Annotated in this window: 34 protein-coding genes; 25 read left to right on the top strand and 9 right to left on the bottom strand. The window is 38.4% G+C overall.

Going from position 1 to position 26,034, the window contains the following annotated elements:
* The first annotated feature begins 100 nt into the window (after nt 1–100).
* The 5 genes from ACFX40_RS19575 (at nt 101) to ACFX40_RS19555 (ending at nt 3,103) form a co-directional block, all read left to right on the top strand.
* A complete protein-coding gene (locus ACFX40_RS19575; protein WP_377255919.1) occupies nt 101–646 on the top strand; it encodes a hypothetical protein in 546 nt (181 codons plus the stop codon).
* A gap of 106 nt (nt 647–752) precedes the next feature.
* Nucleotides 753–1,115 carry a nuclear transport factor 2 family protein gene (locus ACFX40_RS19570; protein WP_060745331.1) on the top strand — a complete coding sequence of 121 codons (363 nt, stop codon included), beginning with the start codon at nt 753–755 and terminating at the stop codon, nt 1,113–1,115.
* A gap of 83 nt (nt 1,116–1,198) precedes the next feature.
* Nucleotides 1,199–1,759 (top strand): signal peptidase I, encoded by a 561-nt coding sequence (gene lepB / locus ACFX40_RS19565; RefSeq protein ID WP_025751067.1) that lies wholly within the window; start codon nt 1,199–1,201, stop codon nt 1,757–1,759.
* A 290-nt stretch (nt 1,760–2,049) separates the two neighbouring features.
* Nucleotides 2,050–2,613 (top strand): NAD(P)H-dependent oxidoreductase, encoded by a 564-nt coding sequence (locus tag ACFX40_RS19560; protein ID WP_263034012.1) that lies wholly within the window; start codon nt 2,050–2,052, stop codon nt 2,611–2,613.
* Between the two features lie 325 nt (nt 2,614–2,938).
* Nucleotides 2,939–3,103, top strand: a complete 165-nt coding sequence (locus tag ACFX40_RS19555; protein ID WP_013057894.1) for a hypothetical protein — start codon at nt 2,939–2,941, stop codon at nt 3,101–3,103.
* A gap of 81 nt (nt 3,104–3,184) precedes the next feature.
* On the opposite strand, the gene ACFX40_RS19550 is transcribed toward ACFX40_RS19555, so the two are convergent.
* Nucleotides 3,185–3,439, bottom strand: a complete 255-nt coding sequence (locus ACFX40_RS19550; RefSeq protein WP_013057893.1) for a hypothetical protein — start codon at nt 3,437–3,439, stop codon at nt 3,185–3,187.
* 362 nt (nt 3,440–3,801) lie between these two features.
* Between ACFX40_RS19550 and ACFX40_RS19545 the strand changes: the two genes are divergently transcribed.
* The 8 genes from ACFX40_RS19545 (at nt 3,802) to ACFX40_RS19510 (ending at nt 11,352) form a co-directional block, all read left to right on the top strand.
* Nucleotides 3,802–4,608, top strand: coding sequence for a cell wall hydrolase (locus ACFX40_RS19545; protein ID WP_097822769.1), 807 nt, complete (start codon nt 3,802–3,804; stop codon nt 4,606–4,608).
* Between the two features lie 404 nt (nt 4,609–5,012).
* The gene (locus ACFX40_RS19540) at nt 5,013–5,963 is read left to right on the top strand and encodes an ABC transporter permease (RefSeq protein WP_013057891.1); all 951 of its coding nucleotides are present in this window, start codon (nt 5,013–5,015) and stop codon (nt 5,961–5,963) included.
* Nucleotides 5,956–6,903: an iron chelate uptake ABC transporter family permease subunit gene (locus tag ACFX40_RS19535; RefSeq protein ID WP_098332985.1), complete on the top strand. Its 948-nt coding sequence runs from the start codon at nt 5,956–5,958 to the stop codon at nt 6,901–6,903. The genes ACFX40_RS19540 and ACFX40_RS19535 overlap by 8 nt, the downstream gene beginning before the upstream one ends.
* A complete protein-coding gene (locus ACFX40_RS19530) occupies nt 6,897–7,655 on the top strand; it encodes an iron ABC transporter ATP-binding protein (RefSeq protein WP_028409263.1) in 759 nt (252 codons plus the stop codon). Before ACFX40_RS19535 ends, ACFX40_RS19530 begins: the two co-directional genes overlap by 7 nt.
* A gap of 23 nt (nt 7,656–7,678) precedes the next feature.
* On the top strand, nt 7,679–8,635 hold the full coding sequence (locus tag ACFX40_RS19525) for a siderophore ABC transporter substrate-binding protein (protein ID WP_098248065.1): 957 nt from the start codon (nt 7,679–7,681) through the stop codon (nt 8,633–8,635).
* A 430-nt stretch (nt 8,636–9,065) separates the two neighbouring features.
* Nucleotides 9,066–9,908, top strand: coding sequence for a manganese catalase (locus tag ACFX40_RS19520; RefSeq protein WP_098791307.1), 843 nt, complete (start codon nt 9,066–9,068; stop codon nt 9,906–9,908).
* Between the two features lie 190 nt (nt 9,909–10,098).
* Nucleotides 10,099–10,953 carry a manganese catalase family protein gene (locus ACFX40_RS19515; protein WP_377255916.1) on the top strand — a complete coding sequence of 285 codons (855 nt, stop codon included), beginning with the start codon at nt 10,099–10,101 and terminating at the stop codon, nt 10,951–10,953.
* Nucleotides 10,954–11,211: 258 nt separating this feature from the next.
* The gene (locus ACFX40_RS19510) at nt 11,212–11,352 is read left to right on the top strand and encodes a hypothetical protein (RefSeq protein ID WP_013057884.1); all 141 of its coding nucleotides are present in this window, start codon (nt 11,212–11,214) and stop codon (nt 11,350–11,352) included.
* A 471-nt stretch (nt 11,353–11,823) separates the two neighbouring features.
* Here ACFX40_RS19510 and ACFX40_RS19505 read toward each other — a convergent pair whose 3' ends face one another.
* From ACFX40_RS19505 to ACFX40_RS19495, 3 genes are all read right to left on the bottom strand, one after another.
* Nucleotides 11,824–12,903, bottom strand: a complete 1,080-nt coding sequence (locus tag ACFX40_RS19505; protein WP_098248066.1) for a PrsW family intramembrane metalloprotease — start codon at nt 12,901–12,903, stop codon at nt 11,824–11,826.
* A 276-nt stretch (nt 12,904–13,179) separates the two neighbouring features.
* The gene (locus ACFX40_RS19500; RefSeq protein WP_013083940.1) at nt 13,180–13,428 is read right to left on the bottom strand and encodes a hypothetical protein; all 249 of its coding nucleotides are present in this window, start codon (nt 13,426–13,428) and stop codon (nt 13,180–13,182) included.
* 22 nt (nt 13,429–13,450) lie between these two features.
* A complete protein-coding gene (locus ACFX40_RS19495; protein WP_028414459.1) occupies nt 13,451–14,065 on the bottom strand; it encodes an NAD(P)-dependent oxidoreductase in 615 nt (204 codons plus the stop codon).
* 266 nt (nt 14,066–14,331) lie between these two features.
* Here ACFX40_RS19495 and ACFX40_RS19490 point away from each other — a divergent pair, with 266 nt between their 5' ends.
* Together ACFX40_RS19490 and ACFX40_RS19485 are read left to right on the top strand one after the other, a co-directional pair.
* A complete protein-coding gene (locus ACFX40_RS19490) occupies nt 14,332–14,508 on the top strand; it encodes a hypothetical protein (protein WP_162871486.1) in 177 nt (58 codons plus the stop codon).
* A 92-nt stretch (nt 14,509–14,600) separates the two neighbouring features.
* Nucleotides 14,601–16,088 carry a hypothetical protein gene (locus ACFX40_RS19485; RefSeq protein WP_050691542.1) on the top strand — a complete coding sequence of 496 codons (1,488 nt, stop codon included), beginning with the start codon at nt 14,601–14,603 and terminating at the stop codon, nt 16,086–16,088.
* A 237-nt stretch (nt 16,089–16,325) separates the two neighbouring features.
* On the opposite strand, the gene ACFX40_RS19480 is transcribed toward ACFX40_RS19485, so the two are convergent.
* A complete protein-coding gene (locus tag ACFX40_RS19480; RefSeq protein WP_255293562.1) occupies nt 16,326–17,048 on the bottom strand; it encodes a DUF421 domain-containing protein in 723 nt (240 codons plus the stop codon).
* Between the two features lie 327 nt (nt 17,049–17,375).
* On the opposite strand from ACFX40_RS19480, the gene cspD reads away from it, so the two are divergent.
* Entirely contained in the window at nt 17,376–17,573 is a 198-nt protein-coding gene (gene cspD, locus ACFX40_RS19475) for a cold-shock protein CspD (protein WP_013057877.1), read from the top strand.
* A 242-nt stretch (nt 17,574–17,815) separates the two neighbouring features.
* Complete coding sequence (locus ACFX40_RS19470) at nt 17,816–19,393, top strand: peptide chain release factor 3 (protein WP_016764821.1); 1,578 nt, start codon at nt 17,816–17,818, stop codon at nt 19,391–19,393.
* Nucleotides 19,394–19,491: 98 nt separating this feature from the next.
* Here ACFX40_RS19470 and ACFX40_RS19465 read toward each other — a convergent pair whose 3' ends face one another.
* Both ACFX40_RS19465 and ACFX40_RS19460 read right to left on the bottom strand, forming a co-directional pair.
* Nucleotides 19,492–19,818, bottom strand: coding sequence for a DMT family transporter (locus ACFX40_RS19465; protein WP_013057875.1), 327 nt, complete (start codon nt 19,816–19,818; stop codon nt 19,492–19,494).
* Nucleotides 19,815–20,348 (bottom strand): TetR/AcrR family transcriptional regulator, encoded by a 534-nt coding sequence (locus ACFX40_RS19460; RefSeq protein WP_034276194.1) that lies wholly within the window; start codon nt 20,346–20,348, stop codon nt 19,815–19,817. Before ACFX40_RS19460 ends, ACFX40_RS19465 begins: the two co-directional genes overlap by 4 nt.
* A 227-nt stretch (nt 20,349–20,575) precedes the next feature.
* Here ACFX40_RS19460 and ACFX40_RS19455 point away from each other — a divergent pair, with 227 nt between their 5' ends.
* The gene (locus ACFX40_RS19455) at nt 20,576–21,151 is read left to right on the top strand and encodes a poly-gamma-glutamate hydrolase family protein (RefSeq protein WP_353749432.1); all 576 of its coding nucleotides are present in this window, start codon (nt 20,576–20,578) and stop codon (nt 21,149–21,151) included.
* On the opposite strand, the gene ACFX40_RS19450 is transcribed toward ACFX40_RS19455, so the two are convergent.
* The gene (locus ACFX40_RS19450) at nt 21,102–21,656 is read right to left on the bottom strand and encodes an HAD-IIIA family hydrolase (protein WP_028409252.1); all 555 of its coding nucleotides are present in this window, start codon (nt 21,654–21,656) and stop codon (nt 21,102–21,104) included. The genes ACFX40_RS19455 and ACFX40_RS19450 overlap by 50 nt on opposite strands.
* Nucleotides 21,657–21,804: 148 nt before the next feature.
* Between ACFX40_RS19450 and ACFX40_RS19445 the strand changes: the two genes are divergently transcribed.
* Nucleotides 21,805–23,127 carry an AlbA family DNA-binding domain-containing protein gene (locus tag ACFX40_RS19445; protein WP_353749431.1) on the top strand — a complete coding sequence of 441 codons (1,323 nt, stop codon included), beginning with the start codon at nt 21,805–21,807 and terminating at the stop codon, nt 23,125–23,127.
* Between the two features lie 157 nt (nt 23,128–23,284).
* Nucleotides 23,285–23,431, top strand: coding sequence for a hypothetical protein (locus tag ACFX40_RS19440; RefSeq protein ID WP_165351766.1), 147 nt, complete (start codon nt 23,285–23,287; stop codon nt 23,429–23,431).
* 38 nt (nt 23,432–23,469) lie between these two features.
* Here ACFX40_RS19440 and ACFX40_RS19435 read toward each other — a convergent pair whose 3' ends face one another.
* Complete coding sequence (locus ACFX40_RS19435) at nt 23,470–23,913, bottom strand: hypothetical protein (RefSeq protein ID WP_028409250.1); 444 nt, start codon at nt 23,911–23,913, stop codon at nt 23,470–23,472.
* Between the two features lie 118 nt (nt 23,914–24,031).
* On the opposite strand from ACFX40_RS19435, the gene ACFX40_RS19430 reads away from it, so the two are divergent.
* The 5 genes from ACFX40_RS19430 (at nt 24,032) to ACFX40_RS19410 (ending at nt 26,024) form a co-directional block, all read left to right on the top strand.
* Entirely contained in the window at nt 24,032–24,250 is a 219-nt protein-coding gene (locus tag ACFX40_RS19430; RefSeq protein WP_013057868.1) for a DUF1659 domain-containing protein, read from the top strand.
* Nucleotides 24,251–24,265: 15 nt separating this feature from the next.
* Nucleotides 24,266–24,478: a DUF2922 domain-containing protein gene (locus ACFX40_RS19425; protein WP_028409249.1), complete on the top strand. Its 213-nt coding sequence runs from the start codon at nt 24,266–24,268 to the stop codon at nt 24,476–24,478.
* A gap of 55 nt (nt 24,479–24,533) precedes the next feature.
* On the top strand, nt 24,534–24,671 hold the full coding sequence (locus tag ACFX40_RS19420; RefSeq protein WP_013083928.1) for a YvrJ family protein: 138 nt from the start codon (nt 24,534–24,536) through the stop codon (nt 24,669–24,671).
* 84 nt (nt 24,672–24,755) lie between these two features.
* Nucleotides 24,756–25,169 carry a BlaI/MecI/CopY family transcriptional regulator gene (locus ACFX40_RS19415; protein WP_028409248.1) on the top strand — a complete coding sequence of 138 codons (414 nt, stop codon included), beginning with the start codon at nt 24,756–24,758 and terminating at the stop codon, nt 25,167–25,169.
* Nucleotides 25,170–25,172: 3 nt separating this feature from the next.
* On the top strand, nt 25,173–26,024 hold the full coding sequence (locus ACFX40_RS19410) for a M56 family metallopeptidase (protein WP_098779002.1): 852 nt from the start codon (nt 25,173–25,175) through the stop codon (nt 26,022–26,024).
* The last annotated feature ends 10 nt before the right edge of the window (nt 26,025–26,034 follow it).

The raw sequence follows: 26,034 nt of genomic DNA, 5'->3' as shown, positions 1-26,034 counted from the left end.
TTTGAAGAAGGAGGAGGTGCAAAAGCACTGTGTGCGATGCTTTATTTTAGTATGAAGTGAAACCCTCATGGAAAGACTTTCTAAGATAGGAGGGATTTCTATGTTTGAAATGATTAAAATGATGCAAGAAGTCTTAAATAAAAAGGAATTTTCTTATTGGGTTCATCAAGATCTTTTTAGTTTTCAATGGTGGCTCATAGTGGTGATAAACGCTCTTTTTCTGCTGCTTTTTTACTTTTTTATTGATAGACAGCGTCTCTTTTTTATGCTTCTCGTTTTTTTTATCAGCTTTGACATAGTCGGTTTGGTAGATGAATTCGGAAAATTTTTTAACCTATGGTGCTATCCTCACCAGATGCTTCCGTTTACAGATCGCTTCAATACGGTTGACTTTGCTATTATTCTGGTAAGTATCGCGCTTGTCTATCAATTTTTCAGTAAATGGAAATTTTTCCTTATCGCACATATCGTTACGTCTGCTGTTATTGCTTTTATAGGTATTCCGGTATTCAAAGCGCTGTATTTGTACCAATTGCTGAACTGGACGATGTTTTATTCATTTCTTACAGTATTCATCATGGGAATTGTAGTGAAAATGATTGGCGATTGGATTGCAGGTAAGAAAAAAGGCTATAGCGTTAGCTAAGCAAATAACACCCCTATCTATTCAGACAGGGGTGTTATTTGTTTAAGTGAAAACTGCAGTATGCCTTTATAATGAGTATAAGACAGAATGAGAGGAGACTGTAAAAGTGGAAACAGCGAATATCACTCAAACATTTTATGAATTAGAATGCGTGCACTTAAAATCAGAAGTACGAACCTCTGCTAAAGAGCTTTCAAACATTCTTGCAGATGATTACGTGGAGTTTGGCAGCTCGGGCACGGTATGGAAACGAAAAGATTACAATAACAATCATGTACTTTCGCCAGATGTATTCGAAATCTCTCATTTTCATATAGACGTATTGTCTCCTGAATGCGTATTAACTACCTATCATCTTATGAACCATACGGCAAAAAAAAAGACGCTTCGCAGTTCTATTTGGCGAAAAAGAGAAGAAAAGTGGCGTTTGTTTTTCCATCAAGGCACCGCCACAAACGGTGATCAATAAATAAGATTATTCGGTTATTATTATACTTTCCCTCTATTTGATGCTATGATGAAAGTATATTTTGACGTAAGGGATGTTTTGAGATGAGCAAAAATAACGTAAAAAAAGAAGTGTTTTCATGGATTAAGTCCATTGTTATTGCATTGGTTATTGTAGTGGGAGTTCGCCATTTTTTATTTGCGCCAACTACAGTTCACGGTGAATCGATGTATCCAACGTTTGAAGATTCAAACCGCGTTATTTTAAATAAAATCAGTGATGTTGATCGCTTTGATATGATTGTATTTCATGCACCGGATGCAGATGAAAATTATATTAAACGTGTAATTGGACTTCCAGGAGATACAGTAGAAATGAAAAACGACGTTCTATATATTAACGGTAAAGCTTATAAAGAGCCGTATTTAAAAGAATCTAAAAAATCTCTTGCACCTAATGAAAAATTCACGGAAGATTTTACGCTTCAAACGCTGCCTGCAACTGATGGCAAAGTGAAGGTACCGAAAAATTCACTGTTTGTAATGGGGGACAACCGTCCTGTAAGTCATGATGGACGAGCATTTGGCTTCATTCCACAAAAATCAGTTATCGGAAAAGTGCAGTTTCGCTACTATCCGTTAAATGAAGTAGGCGAACCGAAATAAAAAAGGAAAAAAGGCTGGCGGAATTTAATTCGCCAGTCTTTTTTATTGGGTTAAAAGAACTGATTTTAAAAAACGATTTGCTTTATGCACGTTAAACATCTTCTAGGAAATCAGTAAATTAGACCTTGTTTTTTTCTTTGTTTAGGAAATCATAAGGGTGTTTAAAAAGGGACTTCTAGGTGCCTATGTTACTTCAAAGTAAGAGATAGTACTGATAGGTAAGTAGTTTTTATGGGTATACAGATATATGAAGATAAAGAAACAAGGATTTTGGAAAGGAGCAGGTCAGCATGAAAAACGTATTAATCATTAATGGACACGAGTATTATAAAAAATCAAAAGGAGAGTTAAATCAGACGATTTTTAACGAAATGCAGCATTTACTCGCTGATCAATTTGACATTAAGACAACGGTGGTTGATAAAGACTACGAAGTAGAAGAAGAAATTGAAAAGTGGCTATGGGCTGATGTTGTGATTATGCAGACGCCTATTTACTGGTTCAGCATTCCCGGAAAGTTTAAGCAATATATTGATCGCGTGTATATGGATAACATTTTCTTTAAAGGTTCCAATCAATACGGGCGAGGCGGCTTATTAACGGGGAAAAAATACATGTTTTCTCTCACATGGAATGCGCCGGAAGCTATTTTCGACAATGACGAAGCTTTCTATGAAGGAAAAAGTTTAGACGAAGCCATTATGCATTTGCATAAAATGAATCAGTACGTCGGTATGAGTCCACTTCCAACTTACTCTATTCATGACGTAGTCAAACATCCAAACATTGATCACTACAAGCATAAATTAGAAAATCATGTAGCAGAAGTATTTGGAATAGGAGAGCATCAATAAGAGTATAGCCGTTCGTTTTCTAAGAGTATCCTTAGATTTTACAGCTAGTAAAAGAAAAAAATATAAAAAAGCTGCTTTCTATCCATGTAATGGATAGAAAGCAGCTTTTTTACGTGACAGTTTCAAACTTCAGGGTGTGAGGTGGGATAGTTTTTGTTTACCCGTCTATATCTAAATAAAACAATCTAAATGATAATGAAGTAGAAATTATTTATTCCGTTTGTTTATAAATTGTTTAAATATAAGAAGAAGCAGTTTAGCTTTGAAAAATAAGGGAAGAAACATACTAACTTGCCTGTGTATATTTAGAAAAGGAGGGATAAAGATGTCGTTAGCTCATTTTGATGATATTTCAGAAATTTGCTATGCATGTGAAAAACAGCCTCTTGGGAAAAGACAAAAACGCATTGGCGTATGGACGGAAAAAGAAATGAGAAAGCCTGTTGAAGAGAGAGTAGAAAATCAAAAGGTGGTCGCACTTTCTCGTTAATGTAAAAAAGCCTTTAGCTCATCTAAAGGCTTTTTTACATATTGGCGTTTGGACATGTGTGAAGGGTCATAGAAGCAATCGTTATAAATCTTCTAGTCTTTGAACTTTTTTGCCTTCTATTTTATGCTGTTCCATCGTTTCTTTTAACTCTTTGTTTGCCGTTGTCATCGTTGTTTCATTTGTTACGCCCATAAATGACCAGCCGTGAGATTCAAGCCAGTACTTGAATTCCCGCAAAAACTCTTCCTGCGTTCCTCCCGTATGATAAAAAGCCCCTTGAATTGTAATAGCCGGTTTCTCCGTATTATACGTCACATACATTTTATTTGCACACATCCAAATAGACCTCCTTTATTAATAAACAAACGTAAATTGACAAAGAAGCGCTGAATCATTCCTCAATAGTTACACTATTTCTCTATTTGACTGCTGTTTTCCTTTTTATCTCTGCGATTAATCATAATAAAATCAAGTTTTTTACAGAAAGAGGAATGTAAGTAAACAGATAAAAAGCTCGTTTCGCAATGAAATCGTCATATTTCTACATATTCTTTAAGGGTCATGTAAAAGTTGTAACATAATGAATGGCACTGTAAGAAACTTAATCCAATTAGAACAAATGTTACTGTTTTTTTTAATGAAAAGGCGAATCTATGTGCTAAGGTAATAACAGGTTCAAATTTTAGGAGGTAGTTTTTGTGAGTAAAAAACGTGTAAAAAAATGGGCAGTTGCTTCTGCAGCGTCTGTAGCATTTCTAGCAAGTCAAGGAACAGCATCAGCAGCAGCTTCGCACAAAGTCGTAAAAGGAGATACCTTGTGGGGGCTTGGCCAACAAAATGGGGTTACGGTAGATGAGCTGAAAGGTGCTAATAACCGCCAAAACGACATGATTTACGTTGGAGAAACATTAACGATTCCTGACCAGGGACAAGCACAACCTGCCGCTAGCCCGGCAACATCTGTACATACAGTAGCACAAGGCGAAACGTTATATCATATTGCAACACAAAACGGCATGACTGTGGATCAGTTAAAAGCTGTTAACGGTTTACAAAGTGATATCATTACCATCGGACAAACATTAAAACTTCAAGGAGAAGCACCGGCGCCGGCACAAACTGCTCCGTCTACATCGGTTTCTGCACAAGATCAAGATTTACTAGCTAGATTAGTAGAGGCAGAAGCAAAAGGTGAGCCGTACCAAGGAAAAGTAGCGGTAGCAATTGTGGTATTAAACCGTGTAGCTTCACCGGAATTCCCAAATAACATTCACGACGTTATTTATCAGCAGCTAGGAAACGGCGTATATCAATTTTCACCAGTAGCAAACGGAGCAATTAATCAGCCTGCATCAGAAGAATCAAAACAAGCGGTAAGTGAAGCATTATCAAACCCGCATGAAAACGATGCACTGTTTTTCTATAATCCGAAAATCGCTGAAAGCCAATGGGTTGCAACGCAGCAAGTAACGGCAGTTATCGGAAACCATGTATTTGCAAAATAAGTAGATTTCTTTCAAATATAAACATATATTTCATATATATGTAATATTGATACAGAGGGACTTCCACAAAAAGTATTTTACTTAAAGTTAAATCCGAACCATTAATAGTTATTAATGGTTCGGATTTTTTTGTTGTTATGGTGAACATAGATTTCATGTATGTAGTTGTTTCGATCTCTTATGTATGAAGAGAGAAATAGCTATTTTTAAGTCTAATTAAACCTTGAAATGCCTTAACAGATCCATCTGTTAAGGCATTTTTTTGCTTAAATTTTAAGAAAACCATTGATTATTTAGAGAATAATGATATGATAAAGAAAGTCAATTGATAATGATAATCATTTACATATGATGTAGAGGAGGAGATAACTAGACTTCTAGATGAAAGAAAGGAGCAAGGAAAGTTGAAGTTTTATCAGTTAATTCTTGTGTTTGCTGTACTATCGATTTTGTCTCTTTTTGTAGGAGTACAAGATCTGTCAGCGATGGATCTGTTTCATTTAACAAAAGAAGAAAGCCAAACGCTGTTTTTTAGTCGTTTTCCTAGGCTTTTGAGTATTATTATGGCGGGAATGAGCCTTAGTATTTGCGGATTAATTATGCAGCAAATTACGCGAAATAAGTTTGTATCTCCAACAACGGCAGGAACGATGGACTGGGCAAGACTTGGTGTGTTGATTTCTCTACTAGTATTTGCTTCAGCAAGTCCTCTATTAAAAATGAGCATTGCTTTTATTTTCTCACTGGCGGGCAATCTATTGTTTATGAGAATACTAGACAGAATTAAATTTAACGATACGATTTATATTCCGCTAGTCGGTTTAATGCTCGGCAGTATCGTAAGTTCCTTAGCTACCTTCATCGCCTACAAATACGATTTGATTCAAAACCTTTCTTCATGGCTGCAAGGCGACTTTTCGCTAGTAGTCAAAGGGAGATATGAACTTTTATACCTGAGTATACCGCTCTTAATAATCGCTTATCTTTACGCAGATAAGTTCACGGTTGCTGGTATGGGAGAAAGCTTTTCAATCAATTTAGGTGTGAAATACAAACAAATCGTAAACATTGGATTAGTCATTGTGTCGCTTATTACGTCAATTACGATTTTGACCGTTGGCATGCTGCCTTTTTTAGGATTAATCATTCCAAATATCGTATCGATTTACCGTGGAGATCATTTGCGAAAAAGCCTGCCTCATACAGCGCTGCTTGGAGCTGTGTTCGTACTGGCGTGCGATATTTTAGGCAGAGTCATTATTTTCCCTTATGAAATCTCTATTGGGCTAATGGTCGGTGTAATAGGAAGTGCGATCTTTCTTTTTATGCTGATAAGGAGAGGTCGTTATGCATAACAAACATAAAATCATCATTCTCGCCGCGCTGGCCGTTTTATCAGTGGCGCTGTTTATCAGCTACGATTTAGGCTACTGGCAGTACACGCTGCCGCGAAGAATTGAAAAAGTCGCTGCGATTGTTTTAACCGGAGGAGCCATTGCGTTTTCATCCGTTATCTTTCAAACGATTACCAATAACCGAATTCTAACTCCTAGTATTCTAGGACTGGATTCACTGTATTTATTTCTGCAAACGTTTATTGTGTACATCTTTGGCTCGACGAATATTGTCATCATGAACAAAAATCTTAACTTTCTTCTTTGCGTTTCGCTGATGATTATCTTTTCGGTCTTGCTTTACATACTGATGTTCAAAAAAGCCGGTAAGAATATTTTCTTTATTTTACTGGTTGGAATTGTGTTCGGCACGTTATTTAAAAGCATGTCTTCATTTATGGAAATGCTGATTGACCCGAATGAATTTCAAGTTGTACAAGATAAATCATTTGCAAGCTTTAACAATGTGAATACCGATTTGCTATACATAGCAGCCGTCATATTTATCCTGCTTGGCATTTACGTGTGGCGCTTTACATCCATTTTTGATGTACTGTCGCTAGGGAGAGAACATGCGGTAAATTTAGGGATTGATTATGACGGGCTCGTCAAAAAAATGCTGATTGTGATCGCCATTTTTATCTCAGTGGCTACAGCGTTAGTTGGGCCGATTACCTTTCTTGGACTGCTTGTTGTGAACCTTGCGAGAGAGCTGTTCAAAACGTACAAGCACACCTATTTAATGATGGGATCACTTCTGCTTAGTGTTATAGCCCTCGTCGGAGGAGAATTTATCGTTGAAAAAGTGTTCACCTTCAGCACCACGCTGAGCGTCATCATTGACTTTGCCGGCGGAATTTACTTTATTTATTTGCTGCTAAAGGAGAATAAATCATGGTAGAAGTAACAAATGTCAGTAAAACATACGGAGAGAAAACCGTTTTAGAAAAAACATCCGTCGTGATTCCAAAAGGGAAAATCACGTCATTTATCGGTCCAAACGGAGCGGGGAAAAGTACGCTGCTTTCAATTATGAGCCGTCTCATTAAAGCCGACTCAGGATCAATATCAATAGAAGGAAAAAATATAGAGAATATTGACAGCTCAGATTTAGCCAAAAAAATGAGTATTTTAAAACAGTCCAATCAGCTGAATATCAGGCTTAGCGTACGTGAACTCGTAAATTTTGGCCGGTTTCCTTATTCAAAAGGCCGGTTAACAAAAAGCGATGAACAAGCGGTTGATCAGGCGCTGAGTTACATGAAGCTTGAAAGTATTCAAGATAAATACTTGGATGAACTGAGCGGGGGACAGTGTCAGCGGGCTTTTATCGCCATGGTCATCGCACAGGACACGGAGTATATCTTCTTAGATGAACCGCTCAATAACTTAGATATGAAGCATTCTGTTGAAATTATGAAGCTGTTGAAACGTCTTGTAGAAGACTTAGGCAAAACGATTGTGATTGTCATTCACGATATTAATTTTGCGTCTGTCTATTCGGATTACATCGTGGCGCTTAAAAACGGTGAAGTAATCCGTGAAGGCCCAACAGAAACCATCATTCAAACGTCTGTATTAAAGGATATATACGATATGGATATTCCAATCGAAACGGTTAACGGACAGCGTATTTGCGTGTATTTTTCATAAAATTTATTCATGAGGTGACGAAAGTGAAAAAAGTGTTAGTAATGTTTGTAGCAGTTTTAACTGCGATTGTTGTAGCTGCTTGCGGTAATCAAGGAGCAAAAGAAACAACAGGTGGAGAAAGTAAGCAAAAAGAGACGGTAACAGTAACCGATCAGTTCAATAAAGACGGAATTAAAATTAAGAAAAATCCTAAAAAAGTTGTAGTATTCAGCATGGGTGCACTTGATACACTAGATAAACTAGGGGTTGAAGTAGCAGGCTTGCCAAAACAAGCGATTCCTGAGTATTTATCAAAGTATCAAGATGATAAGTATGCGAATGTAGGGGGCTTAAAAGAACCTGATTTTGAAAAAATTGCAGAATTAAAGCCAGACTTAATTATTATTCAAGGCCGCCAAGCGGATTCATTTGATGAATTTTCAAAAATTGCGCCGACGATCTATATCGATACGGACAACCAGCACTATATGAAGTCATTTAAAGAAAATACAAAAGTACTAGGACAAATTTTTGATAAAGAAGATCAAGCGAAAAAAGAGCTAGCAGCAATTGATAAGCAAATTGCAGATTTGAAAAAACAAGCGGACAAACTAGATAAAAAAGCGCTTGTAATGATGGCAAATGACAGCAAAATGACAGCGTTTGGTCCGGGTTCTAAATACGGATTAATCCACGACGTATTCGGTATCAAAGCAGCAGACGACAGTTTAGATCCATCGGCTAAGCACGGCCAAAGCATTTCATACGAATATTTAGTTAAGCAAAATCCAGACTACTTATTCGTCGTTGACCGCGGTGCAGCGATTGGTGAAAAATCATCTGCTAAACAAATTGTTGAAAACGAGTATGTAAAAGAAATCAACGCGGTGAAAAACAATCACGTTGTGTATCTTGATCCAGGCCTTTGGTATTTATCTGGAGGAGGCCTTGAGTCAATGGCTGGCATGATTAAAGAAATCAAAGCAGGTATAGACAAGTAATAGAGAAAAGAGAAACTGAAACAAAAGTATTTTAATTGAAAGTAAATCCGAATGATTAATTAAATCATTCGGATTTTTTATTGTGGTGGAGAGAATATAGGTTTCATATCTGCAGCTGCTTCTAGCTGTTGATTGAAGTGATTAGTTATGTCTCAATCTCATTTTTAAGTGAACATTTTTCTGTCTGGCAGTGGTTTTGACTATAAAACGTTATAAACTGAACGAATACTAAAGAGCAAAGCGCAGGTATTTCTTTCTCTTTAGGTGTCTTTCTACTTATTAAATTAAGTTTATTAATAGGTGATTTTATCCATTTTCGTTCCAGTAGGAAAAAGATACAAGTTTAGTGATTAATTGAATAGCGAGAGGGAACGGAAAAAAGAGGAAAAAATCTCTAAAAGGAATTTAGTATATTAAAGGAGGAGTTAACATGTTTCGTCATCAAAAAGAACTGCAATTTGAAGTCAAAGTAGATCGCCCCGATCCGATGCTTGCTCGTCAGATTCAAGAAGTACTAGGTGGACAATTCGGTGAAATGACGGTAATGATGCAATACCTCTTTCAAGGATTTAACTGTCGAGGAGAAGAGAAATATAAAGATATGCTGATGGATATAGGTACAGAAGAAATTGGACACGTAGAGATGCTCTGTTCACTTATTAGTCAATTACTTGATGGAGCATCTCCAGAAGATCAAGCAGAAGCTGCGAAAGATCCTGCAACAGCAGCTATCATGGGAGGAATTAATCCTCAGCATTTATTAGTGAGCGGCCTTGGTGGTTTGCCTACTAATTCAAATGGAGTTCCATGGAACGGTTCATATATCGTAGCAAGCGGCAATTTATTAGCAGACATGCGTTCGAACTTGCATGCAGAAAGCCAAGGTAGACTTCAAGTAGCTAGGTTATACCATATGACAAAAGATGAAGGTGTACGCGAGACATTCCGCAAAATGCTAGCGCGTGATCGCTATCACCAGTATCAGTGGATGGAAGCTATAAACGAACTAGAAGAAAAAAATGGAGTAGTTGTTCCTGCATCTTTCCCTCCTGAGGCTGAAAAAGAATCACAGCCAGAAGCTTATGAGTTTTGGAACCTCTCAGAAGGCGCTGAATCAGAAGAGGGACCGTGGGCTACTGGAAGTGCCCCAGACGGAAGCGGTGAATATGTATATATCAAAGATCCTGTAGCAAAGGGACAGGTTCCCAATCCGGAAATTCCTGATACTTCGTTGCATCATGATTTAACTCGTAAAAAAGTTTCCTCTAAATAAAAGAAAGAAAGGCCCTCGATATGTGCGAGAGGTCTTTTTTTTTGCCTATAACAAAGGGTGTTATCCACGTGTTTCAATCAAGTTACCTTTTAATATCTAGAATAAAAAAGGCGCATAGGGAAACAGTAGGTATGTGCATATGTTAGTTTAAGAAAACAATCAGGTAATGTCAGTAAAAGGAGTGTTTGATATGTATTATTACAAAGAAGGATTAATCAATGGCATTAAACCGGATAATTCCGATCCTGCGGCCGCGAAGGTACTGCAAGAAGCCTTAGGCGGGCAGTTTGGTGAAATGCGGACGATGATGCAATATTTCTTTCAAAGCTCTAACTTCAGAGGAAAAGAGACGCAGTATCGCGATTTAATGAAAGGTGTTTTTTTAGAAGAAATAGCTCATGTAGAACTCGTTCAAAATACCATTAATGCATTGTTAGATGAATCTGGCGGAGCCGGGGTAGGAAGTCAAGGTTCAGATCAGGCTCCTCTTGATGAAGCCGTAAAACATGCTAATCCTCATCACTATATCATGGGCGCTCAAAGCTCACTGCCAGTAGATGCGGGCGGAAATCCATGGAACGGCTCGTGGGTTTATAATCACGGAAATCTAGTGGCTGATTTGCTGAATAACGTTGTATTAGAATCAACCGGCGTTTTACAAAAAACAAGAATATACGAAATGAGTTCTAACCAAACGTTAAGAGAAACGCTAGGTTTCTTAATCGTTCGAGATAATGCTCATCAAAATGCGTTTGCAAAAGCTCTTGAAACATTAGGCGTGGACTGGGGAAAACTATTCCCTGTACCAAATTATGATATTAACAAATACCCTGAATGCAGAAAATTTGTCGAGATGGGGTATCATAACACGCAATTTGATTTTAGGTTAGATCCGCATCGAATGGGAGAAATATTTCAAGGACAGACGCCAAGCAGAAATGGCGGAGACTTGAGCGTAACACCTCCACCGGAAGCTTTTCCAGTCCCTCATTTATCTGAAATGCCAAATGAGCATGCTCCAGGTTTAGGAGATATGAATGCATAAAAGTATGTGAATCGACTTTAATTAAACAAAGCTAAAATAAATAAAAAACATTGACTGGGAGATAATAGTCAATGTTTTTTATTTGCTTTAGCGAAATTCTTTCATTTCTCTAAAGCAAAGCACATCTCGCCATTCCTGTAAGCGCATGATAAAGAGCTTTTTTACATCTGTTTGTTAGTTTATTTGTTTTTTACAAGAAGAACAGGGAATACTTTCTTTAATCGCTTGTGATAGAAAGCTAATAAGGGGTATGCTGCTATGAGTAACCAAAAAGATGAATTTTTATTTAAACGAGAGCTCTATCGCTTAGTACAAGAATACAAACGCTGTAAAGTTGAAGAAATTAGACGGGCAATTAAAAAGGATATTCTTCTTTTGAAGAAGGTTATAAATAACTAAAATAGATAAGCACCGGCAAAAAAAGCTCATGTTAGTTAATAAATGAGCTTTTTTTTTGCTGCTTTAAACTTGTTCAAACGAATTAGTATGTCTGTAAATAGTTTCAGGAAGATTATGGACCATGTTAAACAGAGCTAACGCAGTTGTTTCTAGTTCCTCATAACGATAAATGATATCGTTTTCAATATCGCAGATTTGAAAACTGTTTAATTGTTTTGAATAACTTAGTGTAAACCTATTGGCAAGAGTATGGGTAATGTCGCTATCTCTATAATTTACTAAATTTGCTATCATGTGCTTAATTTCAGTTAGGTTCATCCACCAAGTCACCCTTTCATGTTATTGAAGTTATCATACCATGTACAGGTAGTTTGAATGCTTTTTTTTACAATTTGTAACAACAATTTTCAAAATGAAACATAAAGGTAATAAAAAGTTAAAACGAGCAGTTTAACGCAAGCTGAACATTCCCTATGAGGAGGTAGGTTTTTCTTTGCAGTAGGTCAACTCCAACTTTTTATCTGCGATTTCTTTTAGCCCAATACGAATCATACTGAATACTAAAATCCATAATATAACCGTTAAAATTGTATGTCCAGCGGGCAACATACCTAGTATAGGTGAGTCCCAAAGAGCGTGCATAAAAACGACAAGCAAAAATACACCGAGAAATTTTGGTTTTATCAACATGCTCCACTGAAATTTCTTATTTCCTTGGACGATGCAGACGGCAGCGCCAGTCAAGGCAGCCCACGCTACATGTCCCCCAGGAGCAAAAATACTGCGCCAAAGTATTGTAGAATAAAGCATATGAAAGCTGCCGGAAAGAAGTGCCCGTAAAGCATAGCCAGCGGTTTCAAAAGCAGCAAAACCAGCTCCTATTGCAGCTCCCAAGAGGAGTCCGTTAAGGATATATCTATATTTAAGATTGCGCACAAAATAAATAACCGCGATAACTTTAGCCAGTTCCTCGCATATTCCAATCACGATCACATTTGTGTTATTTCCAAGAATATCATAAAACACAAGTGCTAATAAAAGTGAAAGGATTCCGCCAATGAAAACGACATAAACAATTTTGTAAATAGCAATATTCTGCGGAGCGTTCATTTCCCAAAAGAAAATAAGCGTAGTAAATGGTACTGCAAAAGCACCGACTACAATAAGACCGGGTATGAAGTTGATGTTTTCGAACAAGCTTACCCCTAGATATAGCCCTAAGTATGCGACAAGCGCAATAAGAAAGACTCTTGCAAAAAGCCAAGGCTTTGGCCATGTATTTACAACTTCTTCTATTTTAGGAGTCGTAAGCCCTGTTCCTACAATAAAAAGCCGTTCAGCTTCCATTTCACTGTGCTGTCGGAAGACTCGAGAGAATATATTTCGAAATTTAGGTTCAACCGAACGTTCATTTCTTGGGATTTTATCAACACGATGGGCAAACAAGTAGAATATGCTGTAGTTTTCGTCGTGGTCCACGATTTCATGGCCGCAATTTAAGCAGAATTTTACCCCTTCCGGATTAGAATAAGCGCAATGGGGGCATTTCATTTATCTTCCTCCTTTTTCTAGATACAAATCGTTTGACGCTTGTCTTATGACATCTTCTACATATATTATGTGAACTGATGAAAAAAGCATAAGAGGGTTTGATAGGTAATTTGCTTAAATAATGGAATGGTATGTATATAAAAGACAGAAGCTATTGCTAAAAGAGACCTCATGAAACCAAAAAAAGGCTGCGTCATAAGCCGAACATTCGACTTACAGCACAGCCCTTTATATGATTAAAAATGTGGATTTAAGCCTGTTTTCTTTACAATGCTACTACGCAATAAAAAAGCTTCCTGAAATAAAAACGATGACACCAATGACCATCATTAATGTTTCGCGGTCTTTTTTTCCTGGTTTTTTATTAGCAGGAAGCAGCGATTTTGAAAGAGGCTTGGCAAAAATGATGACAAGCATGCAAACAGCAGCAAAGATGCCAAGCGCCACCTGAAAATTACCTTCAATAAAGACGCATGCCATTAAAAGTACAAGACTTATTTTTAGAAAAATTTTTGATAGGTTCACTATCAACACTCCTTTAGAACACTTAATACGAAAGACTTAGTGATTTTTTTATATGCCTGTTGTTTTCTACGGCTTGAAGAAGAAAGTGAGCGACGTCAGAACGGCTGATGTTGCGTCCGTTTTCTGGTATGCTAGCTTCTCCTATACGATAATACGTAGTTAATGGACCGCTCGTTAAACCCATTGGCCGAGCAACAGTCCAGTCGAGCCCGCTTACCTTCAAGAGCTTCACGGCTTCGTGATGATCGCGAAGCACATTTTTTAAAATACGCTGAGCAAGCCAGCCCGTCATGCCTGGAATTTCTCCGTCGATTCCGGCAGAAGCCGTGTAGGCGATACGCTGAATTCCGTTTTCATTCATACATTGAATCAGCAGATTTGTCGTTTCTACTAAAAGGGTAGAATGCCCTAGATTTTCGGTTCCAAGACAAGAAATTACTGCATCACACCCTCGCATGGCCTGACACACTTCATAATAATCAAGCACGTCGCCTTGTATGATGTGTACGTTCGCATGCGTTATCTTAAGCTTAGATGGATTTCGCACAAATGCTTTTACATAATGTCCGTTTTTAATCGCTTGCTTTATTAATTCCTGTCCGGTCCTGCCGCTTGCGCCAATCAAAAAAATGTTCATACGATCAACCCTTTCGTTTCAATGTAGGTAGTAAAAACGAAATTTTCTTTTACCATAACACATTTTTCTCGATTTAGCTTGTCAAAACATAAAAGCTGCTTACGAGATTCACCAAAGTAAGAGGTATCCTCTGTTCTTTTTTAAAACTTATGTCATAGACTGTCTAGAAAACAAAGAAATGTACGAACGGTTTATAAAGGTGTTTAATGCTATAGAAGCGAAAGGGTATTATAGGAATAAGGGACGAACAGAAGGGGCGATGCACTATGAAAAAATCGGTAAGCCGAGCACGTATCATCATAGTACTAATAGGTTTTCCGCTCATCTTTTTCATTATGGCGCTTGTGACGGGTGAGTGGCGATATATGACTTGGACCATTCCGCCTGCACTGATGTCATGTTGGACGGCACTCTTTGTATTAAGGAAGCAAGAAGAAAGATAACAGGAAATTTGAACTATTGCATCGAATTTATAGAAAAAGTATAAAATGATAGAAAGCTATAGTAAGAAAATTTAATGAAGGACGGTGTGAAGATGAACGGACAACAGTTATTGTATGGGTTGCTTACGTCTAAAGGCGATATCCTAAGAGCTGCTTATGTGTTATGTGACCACCGCATTTATACGGAAATGTCAGCACAGTATCAGCAAACGGAGCATACGGATTTTCAAGCGTCATTGGTAGAAGAAATGAAATTGCTTGAAAAACAGCCTGAAGTAGACATGCATCTGCATATTTTGCTTGAAATGGCGAAGTTTTTTGAACTTCCTGTTTCCCATGCTACAACAAATGGCGAGCTGTACGAGCTAAGCGATAACATTGGAAATTTGCTTGTATCTAAATACAATGAGCTGTTTTCAATTGCACGCTGTCATACGCTGGAAGACGTAATGCGCCATCAAATCCGACTGTTCTTTCATCTAATTGATTCGCAATACATGATTGCTACAAATCGTCAGCAAGCTGTGTTTCAGCAGCAGCTGATGAATTGGATTGAACAGCTGCCCCCCATGTATCAGGAAAGAATGATTGATGCATTAGGAGAATATCAGCAGGAAGCACTTGTGAAACTGCTGCAGAAAAAAGGGACAATTGAACTGTACAAACAGCTTCCTCCGCACGCATACCCTGCTATTTCAGGCCTTATGGCAACCGTAATGAGTATCTTTATTCCCGTTAATTACCCGCCAGCACTGCTATTTAGTATGAATGCGCCGCTGTTTTTAATGGCGAGCTTTGAAAGTCATGAAATTATTGCAAAACGCAAAGAAGCTGGAACTTTTTTACCGCTGTTATTAGTAGTTGTTCAGCTGATGTGGACGTACAAGCTTGAGCATCAGGATGAGCTGTTAAATTATCAGTCTCTGCTGATCAAGTGGTCATCTGTACACACAGCGTATCAAGATTATATGAAAAAGAAAGAGCAGTCACTGTTTGACCGTGAACGGTTAGACAGCTTTATTTACAAAACAGAGCAGTATGTTAAGCAGCTCCGCGCTACGGAGAAAAAGACGGTGAAGCAAATTGAAACGCTCAAAACAGCCATTCGCCATCAGCTTGATGAAATGGAGCTTACATCGTTAAACGGAGGGCTTGTGCTTCAAAAAATGATTGAAGAGCATGAATCATTAAAACAAGATGTAGAAGAACTGCAGCGCAAGCTTTCGATTAAAGGTGACTTCTTCTCTAAAGTAAGGCTGACGTTCCGTTCTGCAGAACGAGCCGTCAAAAGCAAAGTGAAAGAAGTAGAGCGTAAAAAAGTGCTTATGCAAATGACCGACTTTATTTTAGCAAATCGCTTGCCCGTATGCGTGGATATTCAAAATGAAATTTATGATTATCAAGACGAGCTGACGACGACTATTTTTCAAATTAATCAGCAGGTCGAGCTGCTTGAAGAAACAAAACAAAGCCGTCAGCTAGCCGATGCAAAAGTACGCCGTTATGATCAAGAAATAAAGCGATTCGAACGGAACTATTATGGCTTAAAAGAAGGAACCGTTGAAGAAATGGCACAGTAAAACTGGGACAAACACATTTTATCCGAACGAGTTTGATTCTTGATGGAGAATCGAACTTGTTCGGGTTTTTTTATGGTGGTCGTGAACATAGGTTTTATATATATAATTGCTTCTAGCTGTTGATAGGAGACCGAAGCCCTGCACGGAAGTTAACAGCGATGTCTCAAGCGATCCATACGAACTCATTCACCTCATTTGTCTGCCTTTACATTGGCGTAATTTAGTTATGTCTCAACCTTATTCTCTGTCTGTAGGAGAGGACAGCTGATCTTTATACTCATCTACATAGAGCATGCCGTTTGTTGACACAACTGCATACAGCACTTGGTTCAACTGAAGCTGACGATTTGAAAGCTCAAGCTTGATCCACTGTTCGGTATATTGAGATGTTAAATTTTTATGAATAATTTCTCCGTCCATGATGAGTTCTACCGGTAAATTCATTTCTTTAAACGGCTTAGACAAAACGTCCTGTTTGGCAATGTTTTGATAAGCAGTTTTCTTTAATACCGACAGTTTTCCGCTTACTTCTAAAACAGCAAATTCTACTTCAGCAATGTTGAACGTTCCTAGTTCTCGTAAATGCTGATTCAAGTCGTCAATAGAATATTTGACTTTTTTCATATTTGCTTCAAGAAGCTTTCCTTTTTCCATAATAACCGTCGGGCGTCCTGTAATCCATTTTCGCAAGCGCCTGCTTTTTAGAGCTGTTGATGCTAAAAGAAAATGAATGGCCACAAGAAAAGCAAAAGAAGCGAACATCGGCAGAAATTTTAATTTTAAATCAAATCCCATATTTGCGATGAACGACCCAATGATGATGGACATCGCAAATGTAAAATGATTATTATGCGTGTTAATTTGTTTTCCAATCAGGAAAGTTGTAATGCTTAAGATAATAAAAGAAACAAAGGTTCTAAGAAGGGACATGAGAATGTCTTCCATAAGTTGTGATGTCACCTGCTTTCTCATAAATAGAAAGAGTATCTATCTCTATAGCGTTATCCATTTAAAGGATCGTTATACAAGAAAAAACATCAAGAAAAATTGCGAATAATGCGTTCACATTCAGCTGCTTAAAAAGGGGCAGAAAGGCTGTAGGTAAGGGATAAAACCAAACAAAAAGAATGTGCAAATTCCTTTGAAATTTTTTGGAGGATTTGTTACAATAAAGGTGCTTATTTTTGTTCGGTAAGGATAGTTCGAAGTGTTCGTCTTGACTTATTGTAAGAGCAGGAATAGAGTAATACACAATGTGTGGATTGTCACACAAGGAGGAAAAGAGATATGTTACAAGGTAAAGTAAAATGGTTCAACGCTGAAAAAGGTTTCGGTTTCATCGAAGTAGAAGGACAAGACGATGTATTCGTTCATTTCTCTGCTATCCAAGGCGAAGGTTTCAAAACTTTAGAAGAAGGTCAAGAAGTTACATTTGAAATCGTTGAAGGCAACCGTGGACCACAAGCTGCTAACGTTCAAAAGTAATTTTTTTTATAAAGTTTAAGCCGATCAGCAGAACGTTTCTCTGGTCGTTCGTTAAACTAAACTGGGAGAAGGCCCCTTTTATAAAAGGGGTCTTTTCTTGTTCGCTTTTTACACCTTGTTGACGATTTCTTTGATTTTGTAGAAGTATTCAAATATGAAAAAAACTAGTCACGCAGTATAAAAAAAGCGTATAATGAAATGATGAAAATAGGAATTGTAGAGCAGAAAGGATTTTAAAACGTATGAACAACCAACTTCAAGAAACGATGGTCGATTCACGTCGTACATTCGCCATTATTTCTCACCCGGATGCCGGGAAAACAACGTTAACAGAAAAAATGCTGTTACTGGGCGGAATGATTCGTTCAGCCGGAACGGTTAAAGGAAAAAAATCAGGTAAGTTTGCTACATCTGACTGGATGGAAATCGAAAAACAACGTGGAATTTCGGTTACATCAAGTGTTATGCAGTTTGAGTATAAAGATCACTTTATTAACATCTTGGATACACCAGGACACGAAGACTTCAGTGAGGATACGTATCGTACCTTAACGGCTGTAGACAGTGCGGTCATGGTTATTGACGGAACAAAAGGGATTGAAGCACAAACGCTTAAACTTTTTAAAGTTTGTCGTATGCGTGGTATTCCTATTCTAACATTTATCAATAAATTAGACCGTGAAGGAAAAGAGCCGCTTGAGCTGCTTGAAGAAATTGAAGATGTACTCGGTATTGAATCATACCCTGTAACGTGGCCAATTGGCATGGGGAAACGATTCCAAGGAACGTATGACCGTTTTTCAAAACAAATTGAAGTATACCAAGGAAACAAAGAGTCATATTTTGCAGACTTTGACGGTGAAAATATCGACGATGAAATTAAAAAACACGTCGATGAAATGTATTTACCAGGCTTAGTGGATGATTTATCTCTATTAGACGAAGCAGGTAATGATTTTTCAATTGAAAAAGTAAAGCAAGGCCTGTTAACACCTGTTTTCTTCGGAAGTGCGATTGCAAACTTTGGTGTACAGTCTTTCTTTAATTCATTTTTACAATTAACATCACCGCCGCAGCCTCGTGAATCAACGAATGGCACCGTTCAGCCTACGGATGAAAACTTCTCAGGTTTCATCTTTAAAATTCAAGCGAACATGAACCCAGCTCACCGCGACCGCATTGCGTTCGTACGCGTATGTTCAGGGAAATTCGAGCGTGGAATGAACGTGACGTTAGCAAGAACGAACCGTAAAATGAAGCTAGCTCAGTCTCATCAGTTCTTGGCATCAAGCCGTGAAACAGTAGACACAGCGTATCCAGGGGATATCATTGGCTTGTATGACTCGGGTACGTATCAGATTGGCGATACCATTGTAGGAGAGGGAAAAGTATTCGAATTTGATGCTCTTCCAAAGTTCCCGCCTGAACTGTTTGTAAAAGTTCGTGCGAAAAATGCCATGAAATCTAAGCACTTTGAAAAAGGGATTAATCAGCTTGTACAAGAAGGAGCCGTACAGCTTTACCGTACGCCGTTCTTTGGAGATTATATTTTAGGAGCAGTCGGTGAACTTCAGTTCCAAGTGTTTGAACACCGTATGAAAGGTGAGTACAACGTCGATCTTGAATTCACGCGCATGTCTCATAACATTGCAAAATGGGTAGACAAATCAACAATTGAAGATCGCATGCTAGATTCTCGCGTGATGCTAGTAGAAGATCGTGATAAACATGCCGTTCTTATGTTTGAAAACGATTTTGTATGGCGTTTGTTCCAGGACAAATATCCATCTGTTAAATTCCTAGACCCGTTTAATCTATAAAAGAGTATAAAAAAAAGGAAAACGATACATACTACTTTCATAAGTAGACAGTCGATTTTCCTCCTTTGCTTAAGAGTCAGTATTTACTGGCTCTTTTTTTAGTGAGCCACTGATTTTAAATTTAAAAGAATGACTCCTGCAATGATTAATACGATGCCAAATACCATCGTGAGACTGCCGCTTTCTTTCCAAATGACTACGCCAATCACAGCTGTTACAGCAGTTCCTACACCAGACCAAATGGCATACGCAACGCTGAGTGGAATGTGCTGAAGCGATGTGGAAAGCGCATAGAAAGCAAGACCAAACCCTAATAAAACACCAAGACTAGGCCAAAATTTTGTAAATCCGTTTGATGCTTTTAACATAGATGTACCAAATAACTCTGAACTAATAGCAATCGCTAAAAATAAATAGGCTTTCATCGAAAACCCTCCTCTGTTAATTTCCGAAGTTGTTGTTGAATCTGTTTTTGCATGTCTGGGTCCACGGGTGCGAGCCCAAACATTTGACTGAACCATAATCCGTCAGCTGCTAAGCGCACAATGGTAGCAAGGACTGGATCAATGTCGTCTTGTTCAATGTGCTGCTGCCACTTTTCGTATTGCTTTTGAAAATGCTGCAGGAGTTCAGGATTGGTTGCAATACCTGCAAGTAACCCCGCGCTCATCACTTGTTCACGCTGAAGGTCATGAAGCGTCTCAGCGAGATAAGCCCGGCTCCATTTGCCAGGAGAATCGTCATGTTCAACTTGTACGTTTAGTCCGTCATCATATTTCTTTGTGACTGAATACAGCATTTGCTTAATCAATTCATCTTTTGAAGAGAAGTGATACAACAAACCGCCTTTACTGACGCCGGCTTCTTTTGCTACTTTTTCAAGCGTCAAATTTCCAACGCCGTCACGCTGTACAACCTGCGTAGCTGCAAGCAATATATCATCAAATGTAGACACATGAATTTCCTCCTTTTTGATTTTCCCTAGAATACTTTACCGTCTGGACGGTTTGTTTGGCAATACTTTTATTTCGAATTTCAAAAAAAATTTTTGTGCACACTAAAATATAAAGTATAAAAACAAAAATAAATGAGTAAACAAAGGGTTAATCCCTTTACTATATGAAGAAAAAGGAAAAATAAAGCCTGGGTATATGAAGATAAAAGAAAGGTGTGAAGAAACAGATGAGGGATGTGTATCAAAGTTTTCAAGAATTATCTCAGTGTGAACGAGCCGGAATCGATTACGAAATAGAATGTGTCATTCGCCGGAGGGAAATTGTCGTGCTTGCGATTCATGGAGGAACGATGGAAATTGGGACAGAAGAAGTAGCGGAAAAAATAGCAGAAAAGCTGAATGCAACCGTGTACGTATTTAAAACGCTGAAAACAGAAAATCCGTTTGAATTGCATGTTACGTCTGCAAACTACGATGAAGAAATGGCGCGTCATCTTGTTAAAAAATCAGAAGTCACGATTTCTCTTCACGGTGCCTATAGCCATGTCTGCACGACTTATATCGGAGGAAGAGACGAAGAGTTAGAAAAAGCGGTGCGTCATGCGCTCTCAGGTTTTCCGATCAGTGAAACGCCCGTGCATTTAAAAGGCGTTTCACCTCGAAATATCGCCAACGGCAATCAGCGGCATAAAGGACTGCAGCTTGAAATCACCACTCCGCAGTATGAACAATTATTACAGAATAATCAGCTGTTTAACGAGTATGTGAATGCGGTAGTATCAGCTGTGAACTCAGTGATGTAAAGATAAATTCAACAGCTTCCTGTATATTAGCTGCAATAAAGGCTGCTTGTACGTCAGCCCATTTTTCCCGTGCATGTAATGTGTCGTGCCCAGCTCCTGTTAACACTAAAATACATTGTGCCCCTGCTGCATGGGCCGCTACGAGATCTTTCCACCGGTCGCCAATCACGATGCAGTTAGCCAAATTCAAGCTGTGCTCCTCGGCTGCTTTTAACAGCATGCCTGGCCTTGGTTTGCGGCACGAACAATTGTCCGAATCTTCATGAGGACAAAGGTAAACATCATCAAATCCAAAAGCTAAAAGTTCAGAGAAAAACTGTGATTTCTTTACCTTTCCTTTTGCAATATCGGGCTGATTGGTAAAGGAAAACAGCGGAATGTTTTGTTTCTTTATGTCGATAATCGCTTGCTTTGCTTGGGGGAACAGCTGAAAATCACCTGGATATTGTATTTCATTACTGCCGCCAATGGTTCCGTCTCGGTCTAAAAATATTGCTTCAATCATATTCTTCACCTCTTTTTCTATCATAATATAAAACAGGATTAATTTGGTAAAAACTTTGTTTTTTGAAAAAAATCAAAGAAATATGACTGTCTTTTTACTTCTCATCATATGGATAAGTTAAATAGAAATGGTGAGGAGGGGAAGACAAGTGAACGAAGAATCGTTTTATTCACCATTTATAAGCGAAGAAGGAAAGAAAAAAACAATTGGAGAAATTGAGTTTTCAGATGTGCAGCGCATGATGGAAAAACATTTAGAAGAAGGCTATCAGCTTGAGTTCAAGCGCGAAGTAAGCTCAACGGTCAAACGGAAAATCCCAAATATCATCGCTTCGTTTGCCAATGAAAAAGGAGGGTGGCTTATTTTTGGCGTAGATGAAGACGACCATTCCATTAACCTGCTCGAGCGCAAGGAATATGAGCTGTTTATTAATAATATGCTTAAAGATGTCACCAATCCCATTCCTCGTATCGTTACGCGTTTTTTATCACCTGAAGATCACCCCGGGCAAGGTGTTTTTGTTATTTGGATTCCTGAAGGTCCGAACCCTCCGTACATGTCTTACGGGAAAATTTACAGAAGAATTGGAAGCGGCACATCTCCTGTTACGGAAATCGATGACCGCTATCATTTAGATCGACTCTATCAAAAATCCGAGGATCAAACGCAGCGAATAGAGGACTTTTGCACAAAAGAACTGTCTATCTATAACAGAAAATGGCAGATGCACGGGAAAAGCTATATTCATTACGGGATGTGTAATATGTACGTGCTGCCACTATATGATTTGCATTTAGTTGAACAAATGGAAGAAGAACGGTTAAAGCAATATATTTTAAGCAAGTCTAGCGAACCCAAACACTATTGTTTGGACGAGGAAAGTACGGTGATGCTGCATACACCGTTTGTTAAAGCCTCTTATTCAGCGGAATCCATCATTTTTCGAAGCACAGATGTGATTGATGCGTATGATAAAACAATTGCGTGGGAGCAGTTTTATAACGGATCAGCTAAGTTTCATATTCCTATTCCGTACATGGAAGAATCAAAACAAATTCATGACGTATTAAAGTCAAGGATTTCAAGCTACATCGATGAGACGATTTTTGAGCAGTTTCAATATATAAACGGACCCTTTTTTCTCACATCTTTAATCAGCTGCATCGGCGGATACATCGATTGTATGATGGAATTAAAAGCAGAGCTGGAAGATATGATTATTGTCATTGACTTAGAGAACGTTCGAAACGATGTGCTTTACTTTCCGCATGAGCAATTTCAAACATTTCTGGAAGGAGAAGGGCTCGCCTTTTCAGATAAAAAGCAATACCGATTTAATCGATCATTTAAAACGACAAAATTAGGAGGGAATTTGGAGCTTCTTGCCTACGTTGATTATATCGTGACAGCGTTTGGCCTTTCAAAAAACCAGTCCATTGACTTCCTTAAACACTCGTTAAATCAAGGATAAAATATACAATTTTTTGACAATAACTAAAAAAATGACAAAAGTGAAAAAAAGTATGATAATATCTTTCGTAAGTAATGAGCAAGTAAAGAAGAGAAAGGGGACTCTTTTTTACGGATGCCGTTGCTAGGTAGGGTTAAACATAAGGGGAGAAAAGGCAATGAAAAAAGCGACATCCATACTTCTAATTGTCCTAGCACTGGCTGGGTTAGGAGGAGTATGCGCTGCTTATTACCATCTGGAGCAGCAAAAGCAAACGGAAGAAATGACGTATGAACAGAACTACATAACCGTAAGAAATGCATGAAAAAACCAGCCGATCGGCTGGTTTTTTTGGGTTTCAAGTCATAGTAAGTAAAATAAAGATTTTGCTTGTTCAGTTTTTTTAAATAACTCCAATGATGTATAGACGCAAAATAGAAAGCCAACGCTTGAAAAAACAAAAAACAAGCGGAGAAAAGGGCGTTTTTTTTGAATGCGAAAGTACGTAAAAACAACGAGTGAACATACAAGCAGTACGCTCATAGCAGCAAATCGAATCGCGAGGTCTGCTAAATCATCAACCGTACGCTGAAACAATTTTAGCGTTTCATCGTTCAAATCAGTCTCAGGAATGTTCGTTTTGTCTTGCTGATTTAACACCCCTACATCCCATTTTTCTCGACTATAATCATGAGAAACCGTGTAGTAAAACGGACCAAGCTTTTTTTCATCTGCACCGTCGTCAGCAAGTGCTGAAGCTGGATGCATGAATGCTAGAACAAAAAATAAAAAGCTCCACTTTCTCATTACCAAAGCCTCTTTCTAACTCAGACTATCTCCCATTATAAACCAAAAATTTTTATGTTTCCATCATCCCTCTTTCCTATTTCCATTTCTATATATAAAGTGAAAGGGGGAATAAAAGATGGCAGAAAAAATTCAGCATTCAAGCCAGCTTCGCTTAGTATTAGAACAAGGAATAAAAGAGGATGGAAAACCCGATTTAAAGACCAAATCCTATATGAACATTCAGCCTGGAAGTTCTGCAGATGCACTCATTACAGCAAGCGAAACCATTGCCAGCCTGCAGTCGCTGCCGCTTGTTGAAATCAACGAAGTTGTCACGTTTTCACTTTTAAAATAAGAAAAGAGGTAGAGTATGAAAACTTTAACGATGCAGTTTTTAAATGAGTCACAAAAAGCAGTAAGTCTATCGATTGAATCACCAAAAGATACGTTAGACGCAGCAGCCATTGCAGCAGCAATGAACGCGCTGATCGCAAGCGATGTCTTTACTTCAAGCGGCGGAGCGCTCGTTGGCAGAAAAGGCGCCCAAATTGTCGAGCGAAATGTAACCGAATTTACGATTTAAAAATGAAAGTCCTTCCACTTCGGTGCGAAGGGCTTTTTTAAAAGGAGAGAGGAAGATGACAGAGTGGTTTACGCTTATCTCAGACGTTGGTTTTCCCGTTGTGGTGACGCTTTATTTACTTCACCGAATTGAAGCCAAGCTCGATACAGTTGTGCTATCCATTCAGCATTTAACCGACGAAGTAAAAAAGTGATTATGACAATTGTAAGGCAGTTGTCATGGAAAAGTTGACGGATTTGACACCTCACACTACAATTAGTAGTGTGAGGTGTCAAATATGAAAATTGAAAAATTCAAATTTAATGAAACCGGCCTTAATCGCTTTTTTGGCCCGCTGGAAGCAAAAATTATGACGGCTTTATGGGACGGAAGTGAAATGTCCATTAAAGATGTGCAGCACGTGCTGGAGAAAGAAAAAGCAGTGAACTTCAACACCGTTATGACCGTTATGAATCGATTGGTGGAAAAAGGCGTGTTGCAAAAGCGTTTAAAAGGACGTACGTCGATGTATCAGCCGATTCTTTCTAAAGAGGAATTTATCGACGCTCAGTCGAAAGAGTTAACGCACGAATTGATCGACGAATTTGGCTCGCTTGCTGTTACTCATATGCTTGATGCGTTAGAAGAGGTCGATGATTCACTGTTAAGCATGCTCGAATCAAAAGTCAAACAGTTAAAAAAGGATGAATAATCAATGAATCAAGGAATACTAAAGCGTTCTAAGCTTATTTTTAACCTGTGCTTTTTTATTGCCGTGACGTTGCTTATGCAAATGGGCATGTATGTGCTGCATTTGCTGTTTGGATGGAATTTATCGTTTAACTTAATTTTACTTTGTAACAAAGTAGCCCACTTTTTCGGCTTGTTTTTTATTGAATACATGCTGAATGCGGTTATTTTTCATACGATGTTTGTACTGTTCATTAAAGCTGTAAAGCAAGTGATTCAAATGCGGAAAGTCCGTAAAATGATTACGAAGCTGCGAAATGAAACAACAACGGCTCGCCTGCAAAAAGCGTACGGAAAGAATGTAACAGTTTTAACAACAGATCAGCCTATTGCATTAACAATGGGGTTGTTTACACCGCACATCGTTCTGTCTACCGGATTGCTCTCAGTGCTTGATGAAAATGAACTAGAAGCTGTTGTTTACCATGAGCAGTCACACGTTGCAAACAAAGATCCGCTCAAAACATTTTTACTCAGCACGCTTGCTTCTGCATTATGGTATATTCCGTTTATTAAATGGAGCCATAAACGTTTCAAAGTCATGCGTGAAGTGCTGGCTGATCAAGATGCCATTGTGAAAAATGGCACATCTGCTCACATCGGCAGCGCCCTTTTAAAAATGGTTAAAACGGGACAGACAAGTCTTTCGTGTGCGCACGTATCGTTTGCTGATACGTCGGTTAATTATCGCATTCAATATATTTTAAATCCGGAAACGAAAATGCCGATGCAGCCTCCTGTTATTTTAACGCTGACGTCGCTATACGTGTTTTTTATTTTGTGCGCGCTAATTTTTACAGCTCTAACAGCTTTGTAAATTTGTAAGA

Origin of the sequence: Priestia sp. YIM B13552, assembly GCF_042787775.1 — a bacterium.
GTDB lineage: Bacteria > Bacillota > Bacilli > Bacillales > Bacillaceae_H > Priestia > Priestia megaterium_E.
This window is presented reverse-complemented; position numbering and strand designations above follow the sequence as displayed.